Source organism: Burkholderia sp. L27(2015) (assembly GCF_009765705.1).
In the GTDB taxonomy this organism is placed as follows: domain Bacteria; phylum Pseudomonadota; class Gammaproteobacteria; order Burkholderiales; family Burkholderiaceae; genus LMUX01.
Map to the genome: position 1 here is coordinate 735,533 of NZ_LMUX01000021.1, position 22,769 is coordinate 758,301.

Below are 22,769 nucleotides of genomic sequence, written 5' to 3' on the forward strand. Positions count from 1 at the left end.
CAGTATTGACCTGTGAAACGTAGAGAACTTCCATGACACGAAAGTCATCATTTCCGCCCTCTGCCCCTTGCATACCGTGCCGGCTAGCCGCGATCGGCGCGGTGGTGCTGGCGCTGGGCGGCGGGTTTGCCTATGTCGGCGGCTGGCTTAGTCCGACACGTCTGAGCGCCACTCGCATCATCAACCAATTCCAGGCCGATGCCGGTCAACATTCGGGCTTTCGTCGCAATCATGCCAAGGGCGTTTGCGTGGCCGGCCATTTCGATAGCAACGGCAATGGCACGGCATTATCGAGCGCCGAAGTCTTCGCGCCAGGGACGACCCCGGTGATCGGGCGCTTCGCGATTCCGGGCGGCAATCCGTCGATTCCCGACGGCAGCGTGCCGGTGCGCAGCATGGCCTTGATGTTCACGCAAAGCGATGGGCAGCAGTGGCGCACCGCGATGAATTCCACGCCGGTGTTCGTGATCCATACACCCGCACAATTTTTTGCTCAGCTCCAGGCCAACCAGCCTGATCCGGCAACGGGCAAGCCCGACCCCAACAAGGTCAAGGCCTTCTTTGCGGCGAACCCCGAAACCAAGCCGTTCCTGCAATGGGTAGCCGGGCATCCCCCTTCGTCGAGCTTGGTCAATGCATCGTATTACGGCATCGACGCGTTCCGCTTTACCAATGCTCAAGGGCAAACGAACGCAGTGCGTTGGTCCGTGGTGCCTGACACCCCGTACTCGCCGGTAACGCCAGAGGAAACGAGCAACAAGGATTTTCTATCGACTGACCTCGTCAACCGGCTACAGCAGGGACCGCAACGCTGGCACTTGATTCTGACCGTGGCGGCACCTGGCGATCCGACCGACGACGCAACGATCCAATGGCCTTCGGATCGCAAGCAAGTCGACGCAGGTACCTTGGTACTCGACCACACCAATCCGCAAGTGGACGGCGACTGCCGGGACGTGAACTTCGATCCGACGATCTTGCCCGCCGGCATCAAGCCGTCTGACGATCCCCTGTTGGCCGCGCGCTCTTCAGCCTACGCAGTTTCGTTCAACCGCCGTACACGCGAGGAAGCCGCACATGGCTCGGCAGATCGTAAGCCGTCGAATGGAGCCGCATCATGATCGCCATACAAGAGCATTTCAATCCACTCGCCAGATTGCTGCACTGGGTCATGGCGCCGCTCATCCTTGTCATGTTGTTCGTCGGCATCGGCATGGTGTCGACGGTCGCACAAACGCACAATCTCTTGATCGCGATCCACAAGCCGCTTGGCATCATGTTGCTCGCGCTGGTGATCGTACGTGTGTGTGTACGCATCAGGTACGGCAGTCCACCCTTGCCCGCGAACCTGCCCAAACTGCAGGCCTTGGGTGCGCTGCTTTCACACTATGTTCTTTATGCGTTGATGGCCGCGATGCCGTTGATCGGATGGGCTATGCTCTCGGCGGCGGGCTATCCCATCGTCCTCTACGGTGCTCTGCACCTGCCGGCTATCGCGCCGCATAGTGTGTCGCTTTACGCCCGATTGCGAGCATTGCATACGGATCTGGCGCTGTTGCTCTTTTGTACCGTACTGGTTCATCTTGCCGCGGCACTGTTCCATGGTCTGATACGGCGTGATGGTGTGTTTTCCAGCATGGCGCGTGGCGGACGTCGTCGTTAACGTTTGCACTCGCCCGGGTTTCGTAGCATTGGGATTTGGGCGAGCGCTCTGGCCGATGAGATCGCGCTAGACTGATTTGATGCCGCATCGAGAAAGGCCGGGGTGCTATGCGCAATTCGCATAGGCCCTTGCCAACATCGCATCGTGCACCTTCATCATGCCGCTATTCTCGATAACGTTTCCATTCCATTTAAAGAGGTGTCACTTGCGACAGGATTGTCGTCAGTGCACCTTCCGGATAGGGCGTCATGAGAGAAGAGAAAGTGGCAGCGCGTAGATCGTTTGGCGTGATCGGTGGCCTAGGCCCGCTCGCGAGTGCCGACGTATTTTTCAAGTTGGTGAAAGCCACGCCGGCTACGAACGACGCCGAGCACCTCGATCTGATTTTCGAACAACGTCCGTTCCGAGGGCCGGACGGAACCGGCGCTGCGTTCGACTATACCGAGCGCAAACTCTACGTCTTCGATATGCTGCGAGCGTTCGAAAAGCGCGGCGTCGATGCGGTGATCTTGCCGTGCTTTCTCAGTCACACCTTCTTCGACGAACTCCAGTCAAATACAACACTGCGTATCGTCAACATGGTCGAGGCGCTACGCGTGCATGTACGCCGCAAATATCCCGGCGTTCGACGCGTCGGCATGCTTTCTTCGGCCTATACCCGCGACAAGCAGCTGTTCGAACGGTATTTCACTGCGCCCGATTTCGAGGTGCTGCATCCGCGTGCGACTGACGGACGGGGTCCAGTCGACGCGGCGGTGTACGGTGCCGACGGGATAAAGGCGGGCAAGCTCGGCGGCGGGTCGGTCGAGCTTCTTCAAGACGCGTGCGCAGACTTGATCGAGCGGGGCGCGCAGCTGATCTTGCCGGGCCTGACGGAGGTATCGTTGGTGGTCGAGGCGCTCCAGCAACACGACATCCCCGTGCTGGATTCAAACCTGATCTACGCCAAGTACGCGGTTTCGAGTTCCTACGATTCCATCGTCAAACCGTTCAAGATTGGCGTGGTCGGCGGTGTCGGACCGGCCGCCACCGTCGATTTCGTCCGGAAGATCGTGAGCAATACGGCGGCCGCGCGAGACCAAGACCACATCAAATTGGTGGTCGAGCAGAATCCGCAGATTCCCGATCGGACTGAGAGCCTGCTGGGCAATGGGCCGGATCCGACCATCGCGCTCTATGCAACGTGCAAGCGACTCGAAGCGGATGACGCCGATCTGATTGCGATTCCGTGCAATACGGCACACGCGTTTGTCGAGCGCATTCAGCCTTATTTGAGTATTCCGATCGTCAACATGTTGACAGTGACAGCCGAACACCTGAAGGCGAATTTCCCGGGGCTTCGGGATGTCGGCTTGCTGGCAACTTCGGGCACTATCGAAAGCGGTGTGTATCGAAAAGCGCTCGAGGTGCTCGGATTGATTCAGGTGGCTCCCCGTCCGGCAATGCAGGCGCGCGTGATGAGCGCCATCTATGGGCCTCGCGGCGTTAAGGCGGGTCATACGTCGGGGGAGTGCATGCAGGATATTCTTGCCGCTGCAGGCAGCTTGATCGACGACGGCGTCAGAGTCATCATTCTTGGCTGTACCGAACTGCCGCTGTTGCTGCCGATGGAAGAGATCGAGAGCGCAGAAGGTGTGCGTGCAACTCTGGTCGATCCCACTCAGATCCTGGCGCGTCGATGCGTGGACTATGCGATCGACGCGTCGAAAAAAGCGGTCGAGCACGTGGCACGTCGGCCCGAGGCGCTGGACTGAAAAGGCGCTGTTAAATAAAGGCCGGGTCTGCGCTCGCGGCACGGACTTCTAGATCAATACCCTCCAAGCGGTATCTCTTATTCTGGGACGCAAACCATTTGCAATCGATTTTGCTGAAATAAAGCCGGTACTTCCCTGAGAAAAACCCTTGCACAAGCTCCAATCGATTAATTCGGCACGGCTTAATTGATGTCGCGTATATCGGGTTTCTCCTAAATTGTCATGCTAATCACATGAAAATATAGTTGTGCATCCTTACAAATCCCTGTCCGCAAAAAGTAAATTTTATTCACCTTTGGATAGGTGAAAAGAATTTGCCAAATATCGGGTAGGAAAAAATCCGAAGATTCTCGTTGGTGTATGTTTTTTAAAAGGGGAGATTCATGCTCAAATTGATAACGGTGCTCATTTTGAGCGCTCTCCTATGTGCTTGCGTCGCGTCAGGTGAGTATTCCTCGTCGACGCCTGAGCACATAGCGGCGACACACGCTCAGATCCAGCAAAATTCTCAATCGAGTGCCGCCGTCAGCCCGACCACGGGGGCTTCGACATCACAACCCATTCAGATCGGCGTGATACTAATCGGTAATGTCGGGCCGATGCACGAGTTGGATGAATACGACCGCCAACAGATGTATGCGCGTTATGCTAAATATGCCACGTCTTGGCACCCCGGTAAGCCTATACAATTAACCGAAGATAATTTCGTCAAGCAGATAGCTGGCTGGACTACGGTAACGTTTATCTCTGGTGGGACGAATTATCGGAAAGTCGTCCTGGTGCCCGTTGGCGTGGCGGACAAAGTGAACTTCGCGTCGCCGGGCGACTTGGTAGTTGCACGATCGAATGAAGATGGCAACGTCTTGCTGGAGAAAGTATTGTGCTCGGAACAGGATGCCGCATATCACCAATGTGCCAGCCAGTTCGCGAGTGCCTGGTTCGACATCGTCAGCGGTCGAGAGTTGGACCGCGACTTTAAACCTTCAAGCCACGGTGCGCTAATCGATCTCGCGACTTATAAAACGGGGCATGCCGAAAAATAATATCGACCACTGCGATCCCAAAGCCTGCGTGGTACGTGCTCGCTTTTGGCGTGACCGACTCTACGTGGTATCGAGTCGGCTGCTCGACGAAGACGATGCGCACGACGCGCCGTTTTGTGCCAACATGCGCGGCTCGATCTTATCGGCAAGAGGTAGTACCGCATCATGGCTTCGCACAAAGCTCATCACGCCACAGGATGGGCGGCCGGCATCATCGCGGCCGCCGTTGTCAGTAAAGTGGGTGGCGCAGGTCCACACCTGATAGGGAGCGCGCTGAGTTTTTGCGCAGCCGTACTGGGCGGCACGGCGCCCGACTGGCTCGAAGTGGCATGGTGGACGCGCGCCCGCAGGCTATGGATCACGCATCGCACATTGACGCATTGGGGCGTGGCCTGGATCGTGTTGTTGGTGTGTTCCTACCGGCTGCTCGGCGCCCATCCGCTTGCGGCGCTGAGCTTTGGTTTTGCGTGCGGCGGCCTCATGCATTTATTGGCCGACTGGCCCAATCCGCTTGGGGTGCCGTGGATCGCATCGCGACATTCGTTGAACTGGTGGAACAGCGGCCACTGCGACGTGCTGATCGTCGGGGCCGCATGGGTCGCGGCGCTGCTGATGGTGGACCATGTCTGGTTTCACGGTATCTACGGTCTCAGACTACTGCACACGGTCCGGCTCTAAAGCACGGGCCGTCGTCTGAACCAGCCTGCCAGCGACAGCCGATCGCGTGTTGCGGGTAGCACTTCGTGCAGCATGTCGGCGGACAAGAACAGCACCAGTCGACTGCCCAGCGGCGCAATATCCTCCGTGTGTCCACCTTGCGGATGCAGGCGCAAAGCGCCACCATGCTCGGGCAACCAGCCTGGATTCAGATAGACCACGACCGACACCGTCCGACTATCGTCATCGCGAAAACGGTCCACGTGCTTCAGATACGAAGCACCGGGCGCGTAAAACGCGAAATGGCTTTCATATTCGTCGAGCCCCAGAAAAAGCCCGCGATTCAGCGCCACGCGCAAGCCCTCCATGATATGCAGATACCGGTCGCAGGCCAGGGATTGACCGGCCTCCAACCAATGGATCTGATCGCCCCGAATGCCGGGCTGCACCGACTGAGCCGCGCCACGGCTCACGCCCGCCGGGGTCAATTCGCCCGCCGCGGCCAGCGTCGCGCATTCCAGCGCGAGCGCGATGGTCAGGTCTTCAGGCAGGAAAATGTCCTGCTCCGACCAGCCGTGGTCGCGCATGGCGTCGAGGATAGGTTGATGCGGCTGTGTTGCGGCTGTCCACGATGAGTCGGGGCCAGCGATAAATTCTGAGTGACTCACTGCAATTCCTTCAGAATTCTGGCGATGGGTAATGGGCGACGGAGTCATTTGTGGCGGAGTCCCCCAGTATGGCGCCTTAAAGCTAGCGGAATGCGGAATTGAATGGAGAATTAAGGCGACGGCCCCATTGTTCTGCGCCAATAATCGTGTGCAAGAGGGCCAAAAGACGGAAGGAAAGTGGGCGTGCTGCTACAGTACGGCTTGATCGAGACCTCAGTTAAATACTGAAGCCCACCCCATCAGCTCGGTGCGTCGATGTAGCGCCCAGTCCAAGTCACTTGAATAGCGGGAGAAATGCCATGTCGATTTCCATCCGGCGCCGCGCGCTGCTGGCGCTAGGGTTAGCGGCATTGGCCGGTTCGGCGAGCGCCCAGACCAAGCCCGTCGTACGTGTCGGTTCGAAGATCGACACCGAGGGCTCGCTGCTCGGCAACATCATTTCGCAGATGCTCGAAGCGCACGGCATCAAGACCAGCAACGAGCTCCAGCTCGGCGCCACCAAAGTGCTGCGCGCGGCAATCACAGGCGGGGCTATCGACATCTATCCCGAGTACACGGGCAATGGCGCGTTCTTCTTTTCCGATGAGAAAGATCCCGCCTGGAAAAATGCGCAGCAAGGCTACGCCAAGGCCAAAGCGCTCGACTTCGAAAGGAACAAGATCGTCTGGCTAGACCCGGCGCCGGCCAACAACACCTGGGGCATCGCGGTGCGCCAGGATTTCGCCGCCGCCCACCACCTGCAAACAATGACCGACCTGGGCAAATGGATCAGCGCCGGCGGCGTGTTCAAGCTGGCCGCGTCCGCCGAGTTCGTCGAGCGCCCCGATGCATTGCCTGCCTTTGAAAAAGCCTATGGCTTCACGCTCAAGCAGGATCAATTGCTCACCCTGGCGGGAGGCGATACGGCAGTGACCATCAAGGCGGCTGCCCAGCAAACATCGGGCGTCACGGCCGCAATGGCCTACGGCACCGATGGTGCGCTGGCCGCTCTGGGCATGGTGATACTCGCGGACAACTTGAGCGTGCAACCGGTCTACGCCCCGACTCCGATTATTCGGGCGCAGACGCTGGACGCATACCCCGCGATTCGCGATATTCTCAATCCGGTTTTTCTATCGCTCGATGGCGCCACGCTGCAAAAACTGAACGCCCGAATTGCGGTGAACGGCGAAGAAGGCCGTCAGGTTGCCGCCTCCTATCTCAAGAGCAAAGGCTACGTTAAATAAATGCCGGCTGCGCTGCCCATCGTGGGTGAGCAGACTATGCGGAGAACGTGATTGACTGCCAAGGTAAGCAACCGCGTCCTGCTGACATTGCTGTTGCTCATGCTGGCGGCGGCCCTGGCTTTGCCGCTGCTGACTGATGCACCGAACCGCTTGGTCGAGGGGCACGGGATCGCTTTGTCGGCACTGATGCACGGTAGATACGCCTGGCTGCTGCTGCCGTTCGGCGTGCTGGCAGTGCAATCGTTCGCACCGCAAAGACGGCGCACCCAAGTGCTGAGCGCCGTCAGCGCCGCCGTGCTGCTCGTAGGCTTGACGATGCTGGCCGGCACCACCGCGACGGCACTCTCGGGCGGACCTGACAATTTCGTGCGCATCTCGTTCGGTGGCGGCTTCTGGCTACTATTCGGATTGAACTGCCTGGCCGCGACTGACGCCATCGCACGCGCTACCGTAAGCCGGCCGGCTCGCATTTTCTTCAACCTGCTGGTCTTCGTGCCCGTAGGGCTGTTGCTTGTCGATGGGCAACTCGATCAATTGTCGATCATGAAGGAATACGTCAATCGCAACGACGTGTTCGACGCCGCCGTCGTGCGCCACTTGCAAATCGTGGTGCTGACGTTGCTCATCTCAGTGGCGCTGGGTTTGCCGATGGGGCTCGCGGCCATGCGCTACCAGCGCGTGCAGCGTGCGCTGTTCCCGGTGCTGAACGTGATCCAGACTATCCCTTCGCTGGCCTTGTTCGGCTTGTTGATTGCGCCGCTCGCAGCGCTCGCCATACGGTTCCCATGGCTCGCCGCGCACGGTGTCAGCGGTACCGGCATGACCCCCGCGATTATCGCGTTGGTCATGTATTCGCTGCTGCCGCTCGCGCGCAGCACCGTCGCCGGTCTCGAACAAGTACCGTCCGGTGTGATTGAGGCCGCGCACGGCATGGGGTTGACGGGTTGGCAGGTATTCACGCGGGTTGAAGCGCCGCTGGCGCTACCGGTGTTTTTGTCGGGGTTACGCATCACCGCTGTGCAGGCGGTCGGCCTGACCGTCGTGGCCGCGTTGATCGGTGCAGGCGGCTTGGGCGGCATCGTGTTCCAGGGTTTGCTGAGCGGCGCACTCGACCTCGTGCTGCTGGGCGTGATTCCGGTAGTCGTGCTCGCAGTGGTCGTCGATAGCGGCTTCAAATTGATCGTGGCCTCTCTGCAAGCCAACCAGCACCTGACTCAGCAAATGAGCGAAGAAGTGAGCCAAGAAGCGAGCGAACAAGCGAGGCCGACATGATCGAATTTCACCAAGTTAGCAAGCAGTTCGACCATCGCACCGTAGTCGACCAACTGACGCTGAACATTGCCGAGGGCGAATTCACCGTGCTGATCGGTACTTCGGGCTCGGGCAAATCGACCACGCTGAAGATGATCAATCGGCTGATCGAGCACGATACGGGACATATCCGTTTCGCTGGTGAAGAGATACGCTGCTTCAAGCCTGCGGAAATTCGTCGCAGGATGGGTTATGCGATCCAGTCCATCGGGTTGTTTCCGCATTGGACCGTAGAGCAGAACATCGCTACCGTACCTGGCCTGTTGAAATGGCCGCGTGCGCGTATCCGCGAGCGAGTCACCGAACTGCTGACCTTGCTCAACCTGGAGCCGGATTTATTTCGAGATCGTTATCCGCATCAGCTTTCCGGCGGCCAGCAACAGAGAGTGGGCGTGGCACGCGCGCTGGCCGCGGACCCCGAGGTGCTGCTGATGGACGAGCCGTTCGGCGCACTCGATCCGGTGACGCGCGCAGCGCTTCAACTGGAGATCGCGCGGATACACGCGCTGTCCAAACGCACCATCGTGCTGGTGACGCACGACATCGACGAAGCGCTGAGCCTTGCGGATCGCATCGTGTTGTTGGACCAGGGACGCATCGTCCAGCAAGGCGCGCCCGCCGTCTTCCTGACCGACCCGGCTAATGACTTCGTGCGGGACTTCGTTGGGCGCAGCGATATCGGCATCAAGTTGCTGTCGCTCGAAACGGTGTCGCGCTACGCCCGGCCTGGCGAGATGCCGCAAGGCGAATCGCGAGGAGAGCCGATTCCGGAGCACCTGAGTTTGCGGGCGGCTTTGTCCGCGTTCGTGTCGCGACGGGTGGATACCTTGGCGGTGATCGATGGGCAAGGCCAGCCTGCAGGGGTGCTGCATTTCGCCGATTTGCTCAGACGGGAGCCGGCGTGATGAACCGCGGCACCGTCGCCGGTTTCGACGCGAACCCGCCGCGCGCGGTCTGGCGCAGATGGGGCACGGCGCCGCTGCTGTGGAGCGCGGCCTTGTTGGTGGCGCTGACGTTCGGCATGACCTCGCTGCGGCCGCTATTTGCAGCGTGGTACCCGGCGCTCGACCGGCCCGTGTATATGCAGGACAGCTTCGGGTCGCTGGTCGAGGCGCATCTGTTGATCGTGTCGGTATCAAGTGCCGCGGCCGTGGTGATAGGCATGCTGGCGGGTATCGGGGTGACGCGACGTGCGGGATACGAGTTCCGTTCGCTGGTTGAGACGGTCGTGGCCGTCGGCCAGACGTTCCCGCCCGTGGCAGTGCTGGCGATCGCCGCGCCGCTGATGGGGTTCGGCGTCAAACCTGCGCTGATTGCGTTGACGCTATACGGCGTGCTGCCCGTGTTGCAGGGAACGATCGCCGGGATTGAGTCGGTGCCGTTTGCTGCCCGCGAAATTGCCGAGGGAGTGGGCATGCGCGCGTGGCAGATCCTGCTGCGTGTCGAGTTGCCGTTGGCCGCGCCGGTCATCGTGGGTGGCATACGCACGTCGGTCATCATCAATATCGGCACGGCGACGATCGCCTCGACGGTCGGCGCGAAGACGCTGGGCTCGCCGATCATCATCGGGCTGAGCGGGTTCAATACCGCTTACGTGATACAGGGTGCCGTGTTGGTCGCCTTGCTGGCGATCGTTGTCGACTTGGCCTTTGAGCAGCTCGCGCGGTATTTGGGCCGGTGGCGTATGGGTGCCTCTGCGTCCGCTTCGTGAGCGTGTATCTGGGACGCATATGAGAGTGGTTTGCACTCCTATCGCGTGTAACATACGCTCAGACATACACATACGCAGAGATATACGCGCAGACATGCACCGAGCCATGCGCCCGACACAGGCGCCGACGCGGTCCTCCGGCAACTCGAGAAAATCCCGTGATCCGATTGATACTGTTGTTGCTGGGAGCCGACTTTGTCCGCCGTCGCTGGCCGGTATTGATGCTGCTGGGTCTGGCGTGGAGCTTGTTGGGCGTGGCGCTCGCGTTCGACGCGTTCGCCGACGTAGTCACATTTCCGCTGCGAGAACTGGGCTACGTGCTGCTGTTCGAAGGCGTCCTCACGCTGATCGCGGCCGCCAGCAAGCTCAGCTTGCAAACGCGCCTGCGATACGTGAAAGGCGTGATGTTCGTGTTGATCGCCGGCTTGATCATCGATCCGCATCCGGAAAGCGATGTCGTCCTGGCGATCCTGTTCGGCACGAATTTTCTCGTCGGTGGATGCCTGCAGATTGCCGCGGCCCGCGTGATCCGGTTCACAGGCTGGCGTACCGCGATGTGGGTCGGCGTGTTTCAGTTGCTGATTGCCGTGCTGTTCTATTCGCCCTATCCGCTTCATTACGCCGGCACGGTGCCGTTCGCGATCGCGTTGTCGATGATGATCAGCGGCGTCAATCTGGTCTGGCTGGCGAACCGGCTGCACAAGTTGCCGCAGGGCGCGGCTATCTTGTCGGTGTGGGGCGGCAATTCGCTATTCGACTTGATGCCCGAGCCCACGCTGGACGATCGCGCACGGCAAGCGCTGGTCGCGACTGATTGGTACAGCGAAATACCGCTGGTCGTGCATGTCTGGACGCCGGTTGGCTCTGCGAAGAGCCGAGCGTTGCGGCGTCCCATCGTCGACCGGTACATCGCAGCGGTCGATTCGACGGGCGTTATCTCTACCGGCCATGCTGCGCTTGAAGTGACCCCCGACCTGTATATCAGCTTGTACCCCGCGCAGGAAATCGACCGCTCGCCTGCGCAATTCGCCCGGCTGCTGCGCGCGAGCGCCGAAAACGATATCCGTGGGCGCTTCCTGCACAGCTACCCGGAGGAAGCGCAGGCCTGGTGCGATTCCACGGTCAAGGTTGCCTATCGGCGCTACAACCACACGCGTTTGCGCGCGTTCTGGCTGCGCTACCAGCAAGACGCCACGTATAACCTGACCAATCGCAACTGCTCCAGCACGGTGTCGGCGGCGCTTGAAGCCGCGCTCGAAGGCGAACTGGGCACGCGCGCCTCGCCTTGGCGCGCGCTGGCGTTTGCGCTGGTGTGCCCGGAATTATGGGTAGCCGGGCAGATCTACCGGCGCGCCAAGACGATGACGTGGACGCCGGGCATGACACTCGATTACGCGCGCGCCTTGCGCATCGTCGTGCATCCACCGCCGGTTGCGTGGCTGATGCTGTTGCGTTTGGCTTTGCGTTCGCGGCGGCGTTACCGCGATAGAGAGCGGCAGAACCGCTTGCAGAATCGACCTAACAGAGCGACCTAACGGAGCGGCTCAACTGAGCGACGCAACTGAGCCACTTACCCGAGCGCCGCATCTAAGCCACTCACCCGATTCGGTCCGGGTTTTGGTCTGCAGCGCTTGCTAATAACGCCGCCCTGCTCTGTCTACTACTCCACACGCCAACCGTCGTGATCGTCGCGCCCAGCAAACCCATGCTGAGCGAAATCACCAACACGACGAGGCCAATCTGCGCGTTTCCTGAGACGAATCCCACGATCAGCCCGGCCAGAGGCTGCGTCAGGTTGTTCAACAGAATGATGACGCCGGTGGTCTTGCCGTAATCCTTGGCCGGAACGATCTCTTGTCGCGCGCTTCGAATGTAGACGCTGAACATCTTGTCGAAACCCACGATCAACAGGAACCCGACCACATAGCCCCAGGAAGAGGCGCTTGCGCCCGCGATCAGTCCACCCAGAAAAATTGCGACGAACGACAGCAATCCCAATACCCTGCGCGAGATCGAGGTCCGTGCGATCACCAGCAAAACCACAATGGTGGCGACCGCCCCCGCTGTCTGTATCAGCGCGTAAAACCGGCCCGACTGATGATGTAGCCCGGTGACCATGGCGGCGGACGTCGCGAGCGTGACGCCGATCACCAGATTCTCCGCGGCGGCCAGCGCGACCAGCTTCTTCAGCCCCGGTAAATACAGCACATGCATGAAAGCCGTCTTCATCGGCAGGGCCCAATGAGCGGGTGCCGTTTCCGGCGGGTTCAATTGAATGTTGCTGGTGCGTTGCCAGAGTATCGTCGCGTAGTCAGCGGCGAAGAACAGCAACGATGTCGCCACGACGACCGCCTCCCAATTCCACCAGCCGAGCAGCAAAGCTGCCAGCAAGGGGCCGAGGACCACGCCCGCCTGGTCCGCCAGTTGCGAGTACGACAGCACCTGTTCGAATCGTATCTGTTTGAACACCTGGGGCAGCAAGACCTCTCGCGCCACCAGGCCTTGGCTGGTAAGCGCGCCGCAGCATGCGGAGAGTGCGATCAGCCAGACTAGGCCGCCAAGCAGATAGAAACCGACGACGCCGCCGATACAGGCCAGAGCCCGATAGAGTTGGCTGATACGCAAGGCCTTGATCGGCGAAACCCGGTCGCAAAGCGCGCCGCATATCGGAAACACCAGATACCGGGGCAGCGCTTCGATAAAAAATGCGATGCCCGCCCAACTCGCCTTCTGCGTGGTCTGGAAGACGACCAGCGGCACCAGAAAAAGCAAAACCTGATCAGCCAGCCGCGAGAGAAAGAGAGAAAAGAAGAACGCCTGATAGTTAACGCGCACTGACCTTCCCTCTGTCGTGAGTGGTGGGATTGATAGGACGCCCGATTCGACTCGGATCGCTAGTCCTCATTTTCGGCTCATTTTCGAAGTCTACGATGGAATGCATCGACAAAGCACCTTGCTTCCCCACCTCACGCTTAGTCGTACCGGCTCAAAGGGCTCAGCGGACACATCGCCCCAGGCCACCGGACTTACAGGGATCAGGAGACATTCATCATGAGAATCGAAATTCAGGCTTCCGGACTCAATCTTACAACCGCGGAAACCATCGCCTTTCGCGAACATGCCCGGCGTCGTATCCAGGTCGCGTTCGAGCGCATCCATTACCGGGTGACCAGCGTCGGCGTGTACCTCAAGGACATCAACGGTCCACGCGGCGGCGACGACAAACGCTGCGTATTGCGAGTCGAGGTCAGCGGCGCACCGACCGCGGTCGTGCGCGGACGCAACGGCGATCTCGTCGCGCTGGTGGACCGCCTCGCGCAAACCGCGGCACGCTCCGTCTTGAACCGAATCAAGCGCACTCCAGACAAAGCGACACTGCGTGGCATGCATGCGAGCACTAACGCACCGGCTTCGACGGAATGAGCAAAATGTTCGGCGCGACGTCGTTACATCGGCGTCTCAGTATCGCCGTTGCGGTTCTCGCGGCATTCGTGGGCGTGCTCGGAGCGTTCGGCACGTTTCTCGTTGTGAGCAGCCTGGCGACGGAATTCGATTCGAGCCTGCGCGATGTCGCAGCGCACGTGAGGTCTGGTGCGCTCGACGGCACGGCGCCGCGTACGGCGGCTGCGCGCCGGCCGGAGGATCTGGTCGTGCAGATCTGGAGCGCTGCGGATGGAGTACGCCCAAGCAAATTGAGTGATCCGAACGTGATCTTGCCGAAAGGGGCGCCCGGGTTCTCTTCCGTGAGTTTCGAGGGCGAGCGGTGGGATGTCTTCGCGCTACAGGCAGCCAACGAATATATCCAGATCGCCGAATTACGCAGTGTGCGCACCCGCAACGCGATTCGGGTCGCCTTCTGGACCTTGCTGCCCGTACTCGCACTGCTGCCGCTGCTCGTGTTGACGATCGTGATTACGGTGCGCATGTCGCTGCGGCCGCTCGACCGTATCGGGCGACGTACCGCCCAAATCGATCTGAACAATCTGCAAGCGCTCGATGCCAAAGCGGCGCCCGATGAACTTCGGCCCTTCCTCGACTCCATCAACCGGATGATCGAGCGGCTGTCGGTATTGGTCAATGCGGAGCGGCAGTTCATCGCCAACGCCGCGCACGAGTTGCGTTCACCCCTATCGGCCATGCAACTGCAAATGGACAACCTGCGCAATGCGCCGGTGGCCGAGCGCGAGGAACGGCTCGATGCGTTGCAGCGCGGTATCTGGCGCACGTCTTCGCTGGTCTCGCAACTACTCGGCCTCGCGCGTGCGGAGATTGGCGGGACGATGAAATCGCTGGGCGATGTGCCCTTGCCCCAGCTCGTTTCGGACGTTATAGCCGACCTGCTGCCGCTCGCGGCCGACCGCGGCGTCGATGTCGGCGTACTCGTGCTGGATAAGGTTTCGGTGCGCGCGGTCGAAGCCGATTTACGCGTCATGACCAAGAACCTTGTCGACAACGCGATCCGCTATGCCGGCACCGACGCGCGCGTCGACGTCAGCGTTTATCAGCGACCGGGTAAGGTGCTGATCGAGGTGATGGATAACGGCCCCGGCATTACGAACGCCGACCTGGAGCATGTATTCGAGCGGTTCTTTCGTGCCGGCGTGTCGGATGAGCAAGGTAGCGGTCTCGGCTTGTCGATTTCGCAGGCGCTCGCCGCCAACTACGGTGGTCGCGTCGTGCTGTCCAAACGTGCAGACGGCGTATCGGGCGTTGTCGCGACCATCGAATTACCGTTGAAGTAGAATCGAAGCCGTAGCTATGATGACATTCATGAGGGTGACGAGCGTCGCCATGAGGTCGCTATGAGAATCCTGCTGATCGAAGACGACATCCAGATTGGGCAAAGCCTGATGCGTGCGCTCAAGGATGCTTCGTGCAGCGTTGACTGGGTTCGCACCGGGGACCTTGGCCGCCGCGCCATCGAAGACGGTTCCTACACGACGATCCTGCTCGATCTCGGCCTGCCAGGGATCAGCGGGCTGGATCTACTGCGCGGCCTGCGCAGCGCCAACAATGCCACGCCTGTACTGATCATCACCGCTCGCGACGATGTCGATACCCGTGTCGCGGGCCTCGATATTGGCGCCGACGACTATCTGGTCAAGCCATTCGACAGCAAGGAATTGATGGCCCGAATCCGAGCAGTCGTACGGCGCCGCTCTGGCTTTGCCTCGGCAACCATGGGCAACGAGCACCTGACGCTGAACATCAATGCACGCCAGCTCACCTTCGACGGGCACACGGAGGTCCTTTCCGCTCGCGAATATGCGTTACTGCTGGCCTTGCTGGAACGGCCGGGGGCCATTCTTTCGCGCCAGCAAATCGAGGAGCGGTTGTACGGATGGGGCGAAGAAGTCGAGAGCAACGCGGTGGACGTCGTGATCTACAGCGTACGCAAGAAATTCGGCAACGCCGTGATCCGCAATGTCCGCGGCCTGGGTTGGGCCTCTTCTTCAAGCGCTAAAGCAAGCTCGAAAGGCGGCGCTTCCGAGTCTTGAACATCGACACCGCGATTCCACCCAACAGCAGCGCACCGGTCACGGACAAGCTGACCGAGGCCGGGATCTTGCCGACGATGCCAACCAGGAAGATCTTCGAGCCGATAAAGACGAGCACGAGCGCCAGCGCATATTTCAGGTACGCGAATCGATGCGCGACTGCGGCCAGTGCGAAGAATAGCGCGCGCAAACCGAGTACCGCGAAGATATTGCTGGTGTAGACGATGAACGGATCCCGCGTGATCGAAAAGACGGCCGGCACCGAGTCCACGGCAAAGATCAGGTCCGCGAACTCGATCAGCAGCAATGCGAGTAAGAGTGGCGTGACCCAGGTTGCCATTTTCCCTGTCGCCGGGTCCACGCGGCGCACGATGAACGCGTTGCCTTGCAGCGTGGGCGTAATTCTCATCACGCGCCGCAGCAGTCGTAGCAGCGGGTTCTTGTCGAAATCGCGTGCATGCTCACGCATGAACAGCATCTTGACGCCGGTCGCGGCTAGGAAGAAGCCGAACACGTAAAGGATCCAGTCCGCCTGCGATACCACGGCGGTGCCGAGGCTTACCATCAGCGCGCGCAAGATCAGCACGCCGACGATGCCCCAGAAGAGCACGCGGTGCTGGTATTGGCGCGGGATCGCGAGATACCCGAAAATCGCAGCGATGACGAATACGTTGTCGAGCGACAGGGACTTTTCGATGACGAAACCCGTGAAGAATTCAGTCGCGGGCGTGGCGCCCAGTTGCCACCAGAGGAAGCCGCCGAATAGCGACGCGACACCGATGTAGAGCAACGAAAGCAAGAGGCTTTCGCGCACGCCGATGTCGCGGTCCGTGCCGTGGAGTATTCCCAGGTCAAAGCCCAGCAAGGCGATTACGATGGCGCCGAACACGCACCATAGCCATACCGGTTGTCCGATAAAACCCGCTTGTAGTATGGCGACCATCGTATCCACATCATCCTCCCCGGACGAGACTCACATTTTAGAGTCTCTTAACGTGCGGACTATCTGCAGGTCGTGGGCACCGCGACTTGGCGCGAGTGAGCGGGAGCGATACCCGCCGGCAACTGCCATGCATGGGACAACGCAAGCAGAAAAGCTGATTCACCGGCCGAAACGTGATTGTCGGCATGCACCGCGGTCTGGCACAGGCTCATCACTTCGGAGCGCAAGCGAGCATCCGCCAGCTCACTGATGACGTGCCGCATGATTTCCGAATTGGGCCGGCAAGTGTCGCCCCAGTTCAGGTGAGGTGTCACCATCAAGTCCTCGCAGAGTTCGCGGATGACCTTTTCAAATTCGTCCGCGCTCATGCCGAGCCGCTGGGATAATTGGAGCCGCTCGAGTGCGACGATCTCTTCACATCCGAGATGGCCGTCCGCGAGCAGCGAGATGGCGACGATCCGGGCTGCTGCATGGGGGCTGTTGTGTTTGTAGGTGCGCATAGTGCTTATCCTTGGTTACCGAGGGCGATGGTGGAGCAAGCCTGCGTATCAATATCCTTGGCGCTCGAGCGTATGCATCCGCAATTCGAGGTCGGTCAGGTCGGTTGCCTGGGCCAGGTACGTTTCAACGCGACGTTGGTAGGCGCGTTCGAAAAGGTTGCTCAGATTCATAAGGACGTATGCAAACATGATGTTCTCCATTTACTTAGGGTCGCTGGTTGCGTGCGGGCGGTTAAGCCATTTACACGCGGCGACGGACCATTGGGTTTTAGGAGTGACACCGCGCTGTAGGCTACGTGCGCTGCTCTCCATGACCTCAATAGTAGAGACGGAAAATGAGCGGAGAATGAGGACGGTGATCGCCCACGCACTTTAACGGCCCGTGTAAGCGACGCGCCATATCGTGCCGTTGCCATCCTCGGTGACCAGCAATGCGCCGTCGTGGGCAACCGTTACGCCCACGGGTCGACCCCAGACGCTGCTTTCGTTCGCTACGAAGCCGGTGAGAAAATCGTCGTACTCGCCCGTCGGCACGCCGTGGTTGACACGTACGCGCACGACCTTATAGCGGGTGCGCGTACTGCGATTCCATGAGCCGTGGAAGGCCGCGAAAATGTCGCCGCGATACTCGGCGGGAAATGCTGCCACGCCGGTCGTCGCGGTATAGAAGCTCATCTGCAGCGACGCCGAGTGCGACTGTAGTAACACGTCGGGCACGATGGCCTGGCCCGCCAGATCGGGGCGCTCGCCGGCATGGCGAGGGTCTTCGTGGTTGCCCAGGTAATACCAGGGCCAGCCGTAGAAGCCGCTTTCTTTCACGCGGGTGATGTAGTCTGGTACCAGATTGTCGCCGAGGTCGTCGCGTTCGTTCGTCGAAGTCCACAGCTCGCCCGTGGTCGGATCCACTGCGATCCCTACGCCGTTGCGGATGCCGGTCGCGAAGGTGCGCAGCGGCGCATGGCCTTCGGGGTCGGTCACGCGAATATCGGCTCGGCCGGTTTCGGCGTCCCACGCAGCACCGCGCCCGTGCTCGACTTCCCAACGCGATACGTCATCGCGGTCTTTCTTGCTCATGTTCTCGGCAACATTCGACGCGGAACCGACCGAGATAAACATGCGCTTGCCGTCGAGGGAAAAGGCGACATCGCGCGTGCTATGACCGCCTTCGCTTTGCGTCAAGCGCGGTACGATGACCTCGGGACGCCCCTGCGCCTTGAGGTCTCCGCCACGATAGGCGTAGCGAACGATCGAGTTATTGTTCGCCACGTAAATCCATTTCGGATTGTCGCCCGGTGGATAGAAGGCGATACCGAAAGGCCGGTCGAGGCCGTCGGCAAAAATCCGATTTTCGGCGGGCGTATCGGCGCCGTCGGCGGCGCGCAATATCCGTATGCGATCTGCGGCTGTCTCCGCGACGAAAATATCTCCGTTCGGCGCCACGCGCAGCAAACGCGGATTCGACAGACCTGTCGCGAACAGCCGGACCGTAAATCCGGGAGGAACCGACAACGTGGCACCTGCCGGTTGTTTCACCACGCGCGGCCCGTTTCCGGACGAAGACGTGCTGTAGGGCGCGGGTAAATCCGCCGTAGTGAGGTGATGCGCCACGCCGGGGGCTGCTAGCTGCCAGTCGCTGGGATCGGCCTTCGGCGAAGACGTGGGCGGCGGCGCGAGATCGGCGGATGGGGAACCCTGCGCAGGAAGCTTCAACGCGGCGAGATAGGCGAGCAGATCGCGGCGATCCGCGGTATTGGGAACGGAGACCGGCATCGTGGTGCCGGGAACGGTCGCGGTCGGATCCGCGAGAAAGCGGTCCAAGGTCGCCGCATCCCAAGTGAAGCCCGACCCGCTCAAGGCGTTCGTGTAGCTGAAGTTGGCGACAGAGCCGGCACGCCGGCCGAAAATGCCCACGAGGCTGGGGCCTTGTCGCGTGATCGCTGTATTGCCCGGCCCCAGGCTGTCCGCATGACAGATGGCGCAGCTTTGCTGGAAAAGGGCTTTTCCGCGCCCGATGGTATCGGCCGGCGAATCCTGGGCTGTGGCTTCGCTGCTTGCGCCGAGACTGGCGAGAACGAGGGCTGGAGCTAACGCACGGGCGAAGGACTGTATGGATAGCATGGCGTACCTGGTTGCATTCGAGTTATGGCGAGTGAAATTCGGGTAGCACTTCCGCCGCCAACTCCTCGATCACTTCACGGGGCGGCCGCTCGGAGCTCGGCAGATTAAGCGCGACGTGATGAGTGCCGCTATCGCGCATCTTGCCCAGCAGATCGACCAGGCCGCGCCGTCCGGTCCGGTAGCCGAGGGAGATTTCTTTCGGTGGCTCATCGGGGTCGGCGCTAAGGTCCAGTCGCATCGCTACGCCGAAAGCGCGGAACGCGCCAGGCGACAGCCGATCGACCGCTGCGCGCCAGAGGCTATAACGGCCACGTTGCGCTTCCGGTTCGCGATGGTAAGTCATCCAGCCGACGGAGTTTCGTGCGATCCAGTCGACGCTCTGTCCGCCGGACCCGACAGCCAGCAAAGGAATCGCGGCAGGCGATCGTGGCAGCAGGAAGAATTCCGGCGCATCGGACGGAATTCGATCGGGGATGATGTGTGACTGAGCGCCAACGGCAGCGGCCACGGTCTCCCAATGACTACGGAACAGATCGCGCCGCTGTGCCGAGTCGCGCCCAAATGCGGCATATTCGGCGGGACGGTCGCCCGAGCCTAGACCAAGAATGAAGCGCTCACGGGACAAGGTGCTCACAGAGACCGCGCCCTTGGCGATATGCAGGGGGTATCTGAGCGTGAGAACAATCGCGCCGCTAACAAGGGCAATGTGTTCCGTCTGAGAGGCGAGCGCACCGAGTAATACCCACGGATCCAGATGTCCCACCGGATCGGGATAGTCAACGCTATTGAGCGGGACATCGCGCACCCAGAGCGCACGGTAGCCAAGGGCATCCGCCTTTTTGGCCAGAGTCACTTGTGCACGAAAATCGGCGACGATCTGGCCCGTTTCGAGCAATGGCAACGTCAAGCCGATCGAAAGTTTTCCATGTTGGAACAATCGGTCGGTTATCGGATTCCCACTTGTCGAAGTGCTTTCTGTCGCTGTCATCGAGCCTCTCGCCGCGCCAGTGTCTTTTGATCTGTCGCGAGGACAGCTGACGCGGACAGAGACATGTCTGGCGATGTTACCACCACGTGTGCAAAGGCATGTTCAGGCCCCATGCGTAACGGTCGGCCAAGATCGAGCGGGGTAAAGCACCCATAATGCAGCATTACGGGATCTCAACTGCTATACTTTGGTAACTTATCCGAGCGCTCGAAAACAGGAGGTTGCATCGTGGCACGTCTGAGTTTTGACCTGGCGCAAGCCGGCGCAGCCGTGAAGGCTGGTGGTGTGCATTCGGCAATTGTTCGTGCCGAAAAAGGTGTTTTCTTTGTCGCGCTGGAAACCCGTGAGTCGGGTGTGGTCGATTTAGTCACCAAGAGCGAGCGGACCCCCCGCGCGTTCCGCGATCCTGGGCAGGCCCTCAAGATCGTGCGGGAGTTGGGCGTGGCCACCGGTCGCTTTGCCCTGGAAGCATGGGATACGCACGCGCCCAAGACCAAGGCATGGAAGCGCCCGGATACGGCAGCGCAGATGAAGACCACGCACCAGCGGGCCCAGGAGGCGGAAGCATACGACGCATGGTTTCGCGCTGAGGTGGAACAAGGGGTGCGCGAAGCCGACGACCCGACCATCGAGAAAATTCCCCACGACCGGGCCATGGCGATGCTCACGCAGATGCGTGATGCCGCACGCGCCAAGTCGGAGCGAGCTGCTGCGACGCCCGCCAAGCGCTCCGCCGCGGCCAAAGTCGCGACCACTCGACAGCGCACTGCAGCCAGCGAGATCGTATCGCGCAAGCCCGTGACGGCCGCCGCGAAGGTGCCTAAACGGCGAACGGCTAAATGACGGTTGAGTGGCTGAAAACAGCCTTGCGGCAGTTGGGAAAGCTTTTGATCGATCTGGAAGACTATGCCGGCAAGCGGTCGGCCGACAGCCTGCAGAGGACGATCGACAAGAAAACCAAACTGCTGGAAACCCAGCCCGAGTTATATGTCGCAGGCTTGGTGCCAGACACGCATGGATTGGTTGTAACGCCCAATGTCGTACTGGTCTATCGCATCAAGCCAGCGAAAAATAAGATTCAAATTTTGCGTGCGCTCAAGCCGCGTATGAAACGACCCGTTCCGAAAAAGAAGGGTAACGACCGGGTATGACGCGTCCCTGGTGCGACGCCTGATCGAACATGCCATTGATGTCGATCACGCTGCCGAGAATATCCCGCAAACCCAACAAACTCTAAACGTTCGTGTAGCGCTCGCCCCTCATGTCTCAGCATTCCCTTACACCCGTTGTGCTCACCCAGCATCAAGCCAGGCGTATCTGGCTGCGTGCTCAAAGACTCGACACGTCGGCGCCGTTCGGAAATGGCGCGCAAGCCACGGTTTCAGCGGTGGAACATCTCGGCTACGTGCAGATCGACACCATCAACGTTATCGAGCGTTGTCATCATCACATCCTGTGGACGCGTATTCCAGAGTATCAACGCGATCATTTGCGCCAGGCCCAGACCGTGGACAAGGCGGTGTTCGAGTATTGGACGCATGCGCTGTCCTATGTGCCGATCAAAGACTTTAAGTTCTTCCTTGCCGACATGAAGCAGCATAAGACATCGCCCAGGAGCTGGTTCGACTCGGTGACCAAGGACGACTTGCGCAAGGTACTCACCCGGATCGAGGAAGGCGGCGCGCTATCGATACGCGATATCGACGACGACACGCTGGTGGAGAAAGATCATGCATGGGGAAGCCGCAAACCGTCGAAACGCGCGCTGCAATTTGCGTTCTACACGGGGGCGCTGACGGTCAGCGAGCGCTCCGGCATGTTGAAGACCTATGAGTTGATGCATCGGCATTTTGCGTGGGAGAAACCGCTCAAGGCGGCGTCGCAGGCGCAGACCACCGAGTATCTGTTGGACCGGGCGTTGCGTTCGCAGGGGCTGGTCAGTCTCGACTCGATTTGCCATTTGGACGCGAAACGCAAGCCTTTGGTTCGCCAGGTCATCGATGCAAGAGTGCGGCGCAAACTGTTGGTCCCTGTGGCGGTGGACGGCGCCGGTAAGGTCGAGCATTGGGCTGCGCCGGAGACTCTCGCGCAGAGTTCACAGATAGCTGTGCAAGCCGTGCATATCTTGTCGCCGTTCGATCCTCTGGTCATTCAGCGCAAAAGGCTGCGCATGTTCTTTGACTATGAGCACCGTTTCGAGGCGTATGTGCCGAAGGAAAAGCGCGTGTTCGGGTATTTCGGATTGCCGGTGCTGGTCGACGATGAAATTGTCGCTGTCGTCGATCTCAAGGCTGACCGCGAGCAACGGGCTTTGCGCTTGCAGCAATGGACCTGGGTCGGCCAAGGTAAACCCAAGTTGCACAAGGCTCGAATCGAAGAGAAATTGCATCAATTCGAACGGTTTCAGTTTGGCGTATGAGTGTAGCGCCTGAGTGTGACGTATGAGTCTGGCGTGCTTTAACGGCGGCGCCTCACTGCTGTTATGTCATGCTGTGCGTTTCCACCCAGTCGCGCAACGCGTCATCGATCCGCGTTTGCCAGCCAGGGCCGCCGCGTTTGAACTGGTCGAGCAAATCGGGCGATAGCCGGAGGGTGACCTGCTGCTTCGTCGGCGTTTTTTGCGGACCGCGGGTACGGCGCGCCATGCTCTTGAATTGTTCAGGTAGCGCCTCAAACGGCACCGCTTTTT

At 60.2% G+C, this 22,769-nt stretch carries 24 protein-coding genes; 16 read left to right on the forward strand and 8 right to left on the reverse strand.

The window, feature by feature from the left end; genetic code table 11:
* The first annotated feature begins 32 nt into the window (after nt 1-32).
* The 5 genes from GSQ77_RS21680 to GSQ77_RS21700 all read left to right on the forward strand — a co-directional run bounded on the left by GSQ77_RS21680 (nt 33) and on the right by GSQ77_RS21700 (nt 5,138).
* Entirely contained in the window at nt 33-1,121 is a 1,089-nt protein-coding gene (locus GSQ77_RS21680; protein ID WP_158904810.1) for a catalase family peroxidase, read from the forward strand.
* A complete protein-coding gene (locus GSQ77_RS21685) occupies nt 1,118-1,663 on the forward strand; it encodes a cytochrome b (protein ID WP_158904811.1) in 546 nt (181 codons plus the stop codon). The genes GSQ77_RS21680 and GSQ77_RS21685 overlap by 4 nt, the downstream gene beginning before the upstream one ends.
* A 248-nt stretch (nt 1,664-1,911) precedes the next feature.
* Entirely contained in the window at nt 1,912-3,417 is a 1,506-nt protein-coding gene (locus GSQ77_RS21690) for an aspartate/glutamate racemase family protein (protein WP_158904812.1), read from the forward strand.
* A 383-nt stretch (nt 3,418-3,800) separates the two neighbouring features.
* Nucleotides 3,801-4,460 (forward strand): hypothetical protein, encoded by a 660-nt coding sequence (locus tag GSQ77_RS21695; protein WP_158904813.1) that lies wholly within the window; start codon nt 3,801-3,803, stop codon nt 4,458-4,460.
* 165 nt (nt 4,461-4,625) lie between these two features.
* Nucleotides 4,626-5,138: a metal-dependent hydrolase gene (locus tag GSQ77_RS21700; protein WP_158904814.1), complete on the forward strand. Its 513-nt coding sequence runs from the start codon at nt 4,626-4,628 to the stop codon at nt 5,136-5,138.
* On the opposite strand, the gene GSQ77_RS21705 is transcribed toward GSQ77_RS21700, so the two are convergent.
* Nucleotides 5,135-5,785, reverse strand: a complete 651-nt coding sequence (locus tag GSQ77_RS21705; protein ID WP_367889685.1) for a 2OG-Fe(II) oxygenase — start codon at nt 5,783-5,785, stop codon at nt 5,135-5,137. The genes GSQ77_RS21700 and GSQ77_RS21705 overlap by 4 nt on opposite strands.
* Before the next feature lie 299 nt (nt 5,786-6,084).
* On the opposite strand from GSQ77_RS21705, the gene GSQ77_RS21710 reads away from it, so the two are divergent.
* From GSQ77_RS21710 to GSQ77_RS21730, 5 genes are all read left to right on the forward strand, one after another.
* Nucleotides 6,085-7,011 (forward strand): ABC transporter substrate-binding protein, encoded by a 927-nt coding sequence (locus tag GSQ77_RS21710; protein WP_158904816.1) that lies wholly within the window; start codon nt 6,085-6,087, stop codon nt 7,009-7,011.
* A 51-nt stretch (nt 7,012-7,062) separates the two neighbouring features.
* Nucleotides 7,063-8,283 carry an ABC transporter permease gene (locus tag GSQ77_RS21715; protein ID WP_254067733.1) on the forward strand — a complete coding sequence of 407 codons (1,221 nt, stop codon included), beginning with the start codon at nt 7,063-7,065 and terminating at the stop codon, nt 8,281-8,283.
* Nucleotides 8,280-9,227, forward strand: coding sequence for an ABC transporter ATP-binding protein (locus tag GSQ77_RS21720; protein WP_158904817.1), 948 nt, complete (start codon nt 8,280-8,282; stop codon nt 9,225-9,227). Before GSQ77_RS21715 ends, GSQ77_RS21720 begins: the two co-directional genes overlap by 4 nt.
* Nucleotides 9,227-10,033: an ABC transporter permease gene (locus GSQ77_RS21725; RefSeq protein ID WP_158904818.1), complete on the forward strand. Its 807-nt coding sequence runs from the start codon at nt 9,227-9,229 to the stop codon at nt 10,031-10,033. The genes GSQ77_RS21720 and GSQ77_RS21725 overlap by 1 nt, the downstream gene beginning before the upstream one ends.
* A 158-nt stretch (nt 10,034-10,191) precedes the next feature.
* Nucleotides 10,192-11,568 (forward strand): HdeD family acid-resistance protein, encoded by a 1,377-nt coding sequence (locus GSQ77_RS21730; RefSeq protein WP_158904819.1) that lies wholly within the window; start codon nt 10,192-10,194, stop codon nt 11,566-11,568.
* Between the two features lie 61 nt (nt 11,569-11,629).
* Here GSQ77_RS21730 and GSQ77_RS21735 read toward each other — a convergent pair whose 3' ends face one another.
* The gene (locus GSQ77_RS21735) at nt 11,630-12,868 is read right to left on the reverse strand and encodes an MFS transporter (RefSeq protein WP_158904820.1); all 1,239 of its coding nucleotides are present in this window, start codon (nt 12,866-12,868) and stop codon (nt 11,630-11,632) included.
* Nucleotides 12,869-13,084: 216 nt separating this feature from the next.
* On the opposite strand from GSQ77_RS21735, the gene GSQ77_RS21740 reads away from it, so the two are divergent.
* Genes GSQ77_RS21740 through GSQ77_RS21750 form a run of 3 tightly spaced genes read left to right on the forward strand, consistent with a single transcriptional unit; the run spans nt 13,085 to nt 15,531 of the window.
* Nucleotides 13,085-13,456, forward strand: coding sequence for an HPF/RaiA family ribosome-associated protein (locus GSQ77_RS21740; RefSeq protein ID WP_158904821.1), 372 nt, complete (start codon nt 13,085-13,087; stop codon nt 13,454-13,456).
* Complete coding sequence (locus GSQ77_RS21745) at nt 13,453-14,775, forward strand: HAMP domain-containing sensor histidine kinase (protein WP_158904822.1); 1,323 nt, start codon at nt 13,453-13,455, stop codon at nt 14,773-14,775. Before GSQ77_RS21740 ends, GSQ77_RS21745 begins: the two co-directional genes overlap by 4 nt.
* 60 nt (nt 14,776-14,835) lie before the next feature.
* Complete coding sequence (locus GSQ77_RS21750; protein ID WP_158904823.1) at nt 14,836-15,531, forward strand: response regulator transcription factor; 696 nt, start codon at nt 14,836-14,838, stop codon at nt 15,529-15,531.
* On the opposite strand, the gene GSQ77_RS21755 is transcribed toward GSQ77_RS21750, so the two are convergent.
* The 5 genes from GSQ77_RS21755 to GSQ77_RS21775 all read right to left on the reverse strand — a co-directional run bounded on the left by GSQ77_RS21755 (nt 15,494) and on the right by GSQ77_RS21775 (nt 20,080).
* A complete protein-coding gene (locus GSQ77_RS21755) occupies nt 15,494-16,474 on the reverse strand; it encodes a TerC/Alx family metal homeostasis membrane protein (protein ID WP_158906454.1) in 981 nt (326 codons plus the stop codon). The two genes, GSQ77_RS21750 and GSQ77_RS21755, sit on opposite strands and share 38 nt — an antisense overlap.
* A gap of 59 nt (nt 16,475-16,533) precedes the next feature.
* Nucleotides 16,534-16,974, reverse strand: a complete 441-nt coding sequence (locus tag GSQ77_RS21760; protein ID WP_158904824.1) for a TerB family tellurite resistance protein — start codon at nt 16,972-16,974, stop codon at nt 16,534-16,536.
* A gap of 48 nt (nt 16,975-17,022) precedes the next feature.
* Nucleotides 17,023-17,163, reverse strand: coding sequence for a DUF3563 family protein (locus GSQ77_RS21765; RefSeq protein WP_254067734.1), 141 nt, complete (start codon nt 17,161-17,163; stop codon nt 17,023-17,025).
* A gap of 183 nt (nt 17,164-17,346) precedes the next feature.
* A complete protein-coding gene (locus GSQ77_RS21770) occupies nt 17,347-19,092 on the reverse strand; it encodes a PQQ-dependent sugar dehydrogenase (protein ID WP_158904826.1) in 1,746 nt (581 codons plus the stop codon).
* 22 nt (nt 19,093-19,114) lie between these two features.
* A complete protein-coding gene (locus GSQ77_RS21775; RefSeq protein ID WP_158904827.1) occupies nt 19,115-20,080 on the reverse strand; it encodes an LLM class oxidoreductase in 966 nt (321 codons plus the stop codon).
* A gap of 228 nt (nt 20,081-20,308) precedes the next feature.
* On the opposite strand from GSQ77_RS21775, the gene GSQ77_RS21780 reads away from it, so the two are divergent.
* The 3 genes from GSQ77_RS21780 (at nt 20,309) to GSQ77_RS21790 (ending at nt 22,499) form a co-directional block, all read left to right on the forward strand.
* Entirely contained in the window at nt 20,309-20,923 is a 615-nt protein-coding gene (locus tag GSQ77_RS21780) for a hypothetical protein (protein WP_158904828.1), read from the forward strand.
* Nucleotides 20,920-21,231, forward strand: coding sequence for a type II toxin-antitoxin system RelE/ParE family toxin (locus tag GSQ77_RS21785; RefSeq protein ID WP_158904829.1), 312 nt, complete (start codon nt 20,920-20,922; stop codon nt 21,229-21,231). Before GSQ77_RS21780 ends, GSQ77_RS21785 begins: the two co-directional genes overlap by 4 nt.
* A 110-nt stretch (nt 21,232-21,341) precedes the next feature.
* The gene (locus GSQ77_RS21790; RefSeq protein WP_158904830.1) at nt 21,342-22,499 is read left to right on the forward strand and encodes a winged helix-turn-helix domain-containing protein; all 1,158 of its coding nucleotides are present in this window, start codon (nt 21,342-21,344) and stop codon (nt 22,497-22,499) included.
* Between the two features lie 61 nt (nt 22,500-22,560).
* Here GSQ77_RS21790 and GSQ77_RS21795 read toward each other — a convergent pair whose 3' ends face one another.
* Complete coding sequence (locus GSQ77_RS21795; protein ID WP_254067821.1) at nt 22,561-22,761, reverse strand: BrnA antitoxin family protein; 201 nt, start codon at nt 22,759-22,761, stop codon at nt 22,561-22,563.
* Nucleotides 22,762-22,769 lie beyond the last annotated feature (8 nt).

What these genes read in the sequence shown, in the direction of transcription:
- GSQ77_RS21680 (WP_158904810.1), top strand. Translation starts at nt 33, where the DNA reads ATGACACGAAAGTCATCATTTCCGCCCTCTGCCCCTTGCATACCGTGC.
- GSQ77_RS21685 (WP_158904811.1), top strand. Translation starts at nt 1,118, where the DNA reads ATGATCGCCATACAAGAGCATTTCAATCCACTCGCCAGATTGCTGCAC.
- GSQ77_RS21690 (WP_158904812.1), top strand. Translation starts at nt 1,912, where the DNA reads ATGAGAGAAGAGAAAGTGGCAGCGCGTAGATCGTTTGGCGTGATCGGT.
- GSQ77_RS21695 (WP_158904813.1), top strand. Translation starts at nt 3,801, where the DNA reads ATGCTCAAATTGATAACGGTGCTCATTTTGAGCGCTCTCCTATGTGCT.
- GSQ77_RS21700 (WP_158904814.1), top strand. Translation starts at nt 4,626, where the DNA reads ATGGCTTCGCACAAAGCTCATCACGCCACAGGATGGGCGGCCGGCATC.
- GSQ77_RS21710 (WP_158904816.1), top strand. Translation starts at nt 6,085, where the DNA reads ATGTCGATTTCCATCCGGCGCCGCGCGCTGCTGGCGCTAGGGTTAGCG.
- GSQ77_RS21720 (WP_158904817.1), top strand. Translation starts at nt 8,280, where the DNA reads ATGATCGAATTTCACCAAGTTAGCAAGCAGTTCGACCATCGCACCGTA.
- GSQ77_RS21725 (WP_158904818.1), top strand. Translation starts at nt 9,227, where the DNA reads ATGAACCGCGGCACCGTCGCCGGTTTCGACGCGAACCCGCCGCGCGCG.
- GSQ77_RS21740 (WP_158904821.1), top strand. Translation starts at nt 13,085, where the DNA reads ATGAGAATCGAAATTCAGGCTTCCGGACTCAATCTTACAACCGCGGAA.
- GSQ77_RS21745 (WP_158904822.1), top strand. Translation starts at nt 13,453, where the DNA reads ATGAGCAAAATGTTCGGCGCGACGTCGTTACATCGGCGTCTCAGTATC.
- GSQ77_RS21750 (WP_158904823.1), top strand. Translation starts at nt 14,836, where the DNA reads ATGAGAATCCTGCTGATCGAAGACGACATCCAGATTGGGCAAAGCCTG.
- GSQ77_RS21755 (WP_158906454.1), bottom strand. Translation starts at nt 16,474, where the DNA reads ATGGTCGCCATACTACAAGCGGGTTTTATCGGACAACCGGTATGGCTA.
- GSQ77_RS21760 (WP_158904824.1), bottom strand. Translation starts at nt 16,974, where the DNA reads ATGCGCACCTACAAACACAACAGCCCCCATGCAGCAGCCCGGATCGTC.
- GSQ77_RS21765 (WP_254067734.1), bottom strand. Translation starts at nt 17,163, where the DNA reads ATGTTTGCATACGTCCTTATGAATCTGAGCAACCTTTTCGAACGCGCC.
- GSQ77_RS21770 (WP_158904826.1), bottom strand. Translation starts at nt 19,092, where the DNA reads ATGCTATCCATACAGTCCTTCGCCCGTGCGTTAGCTCCAGCCCTCGTT.
- GSQ77_RS21775 (WP_158904827.1), bottom strand. Translation starts at nt 20,080, where the DNA reads ATGACAGCGACAGAAAGCACTTCGACAAGTGGGAATCCGATAACCGAC.
- GSQ77_RS21785 (WP_158904829.1), top strand. Translation starts at nt 20,920, where the DNA reads ATGACGGTTGAGTGGCTGAAAACAGCCTTGCGGCAGTTGGGAAAGCTT.
- GSQ77_RS21790 (WP_158904830.1), top strand. Translation starts at nt 21,342, where the DNA reads ATGTCTCAGCATTCCCTTACACCCGTTGTGCTCACCCAGCATCAAGCC.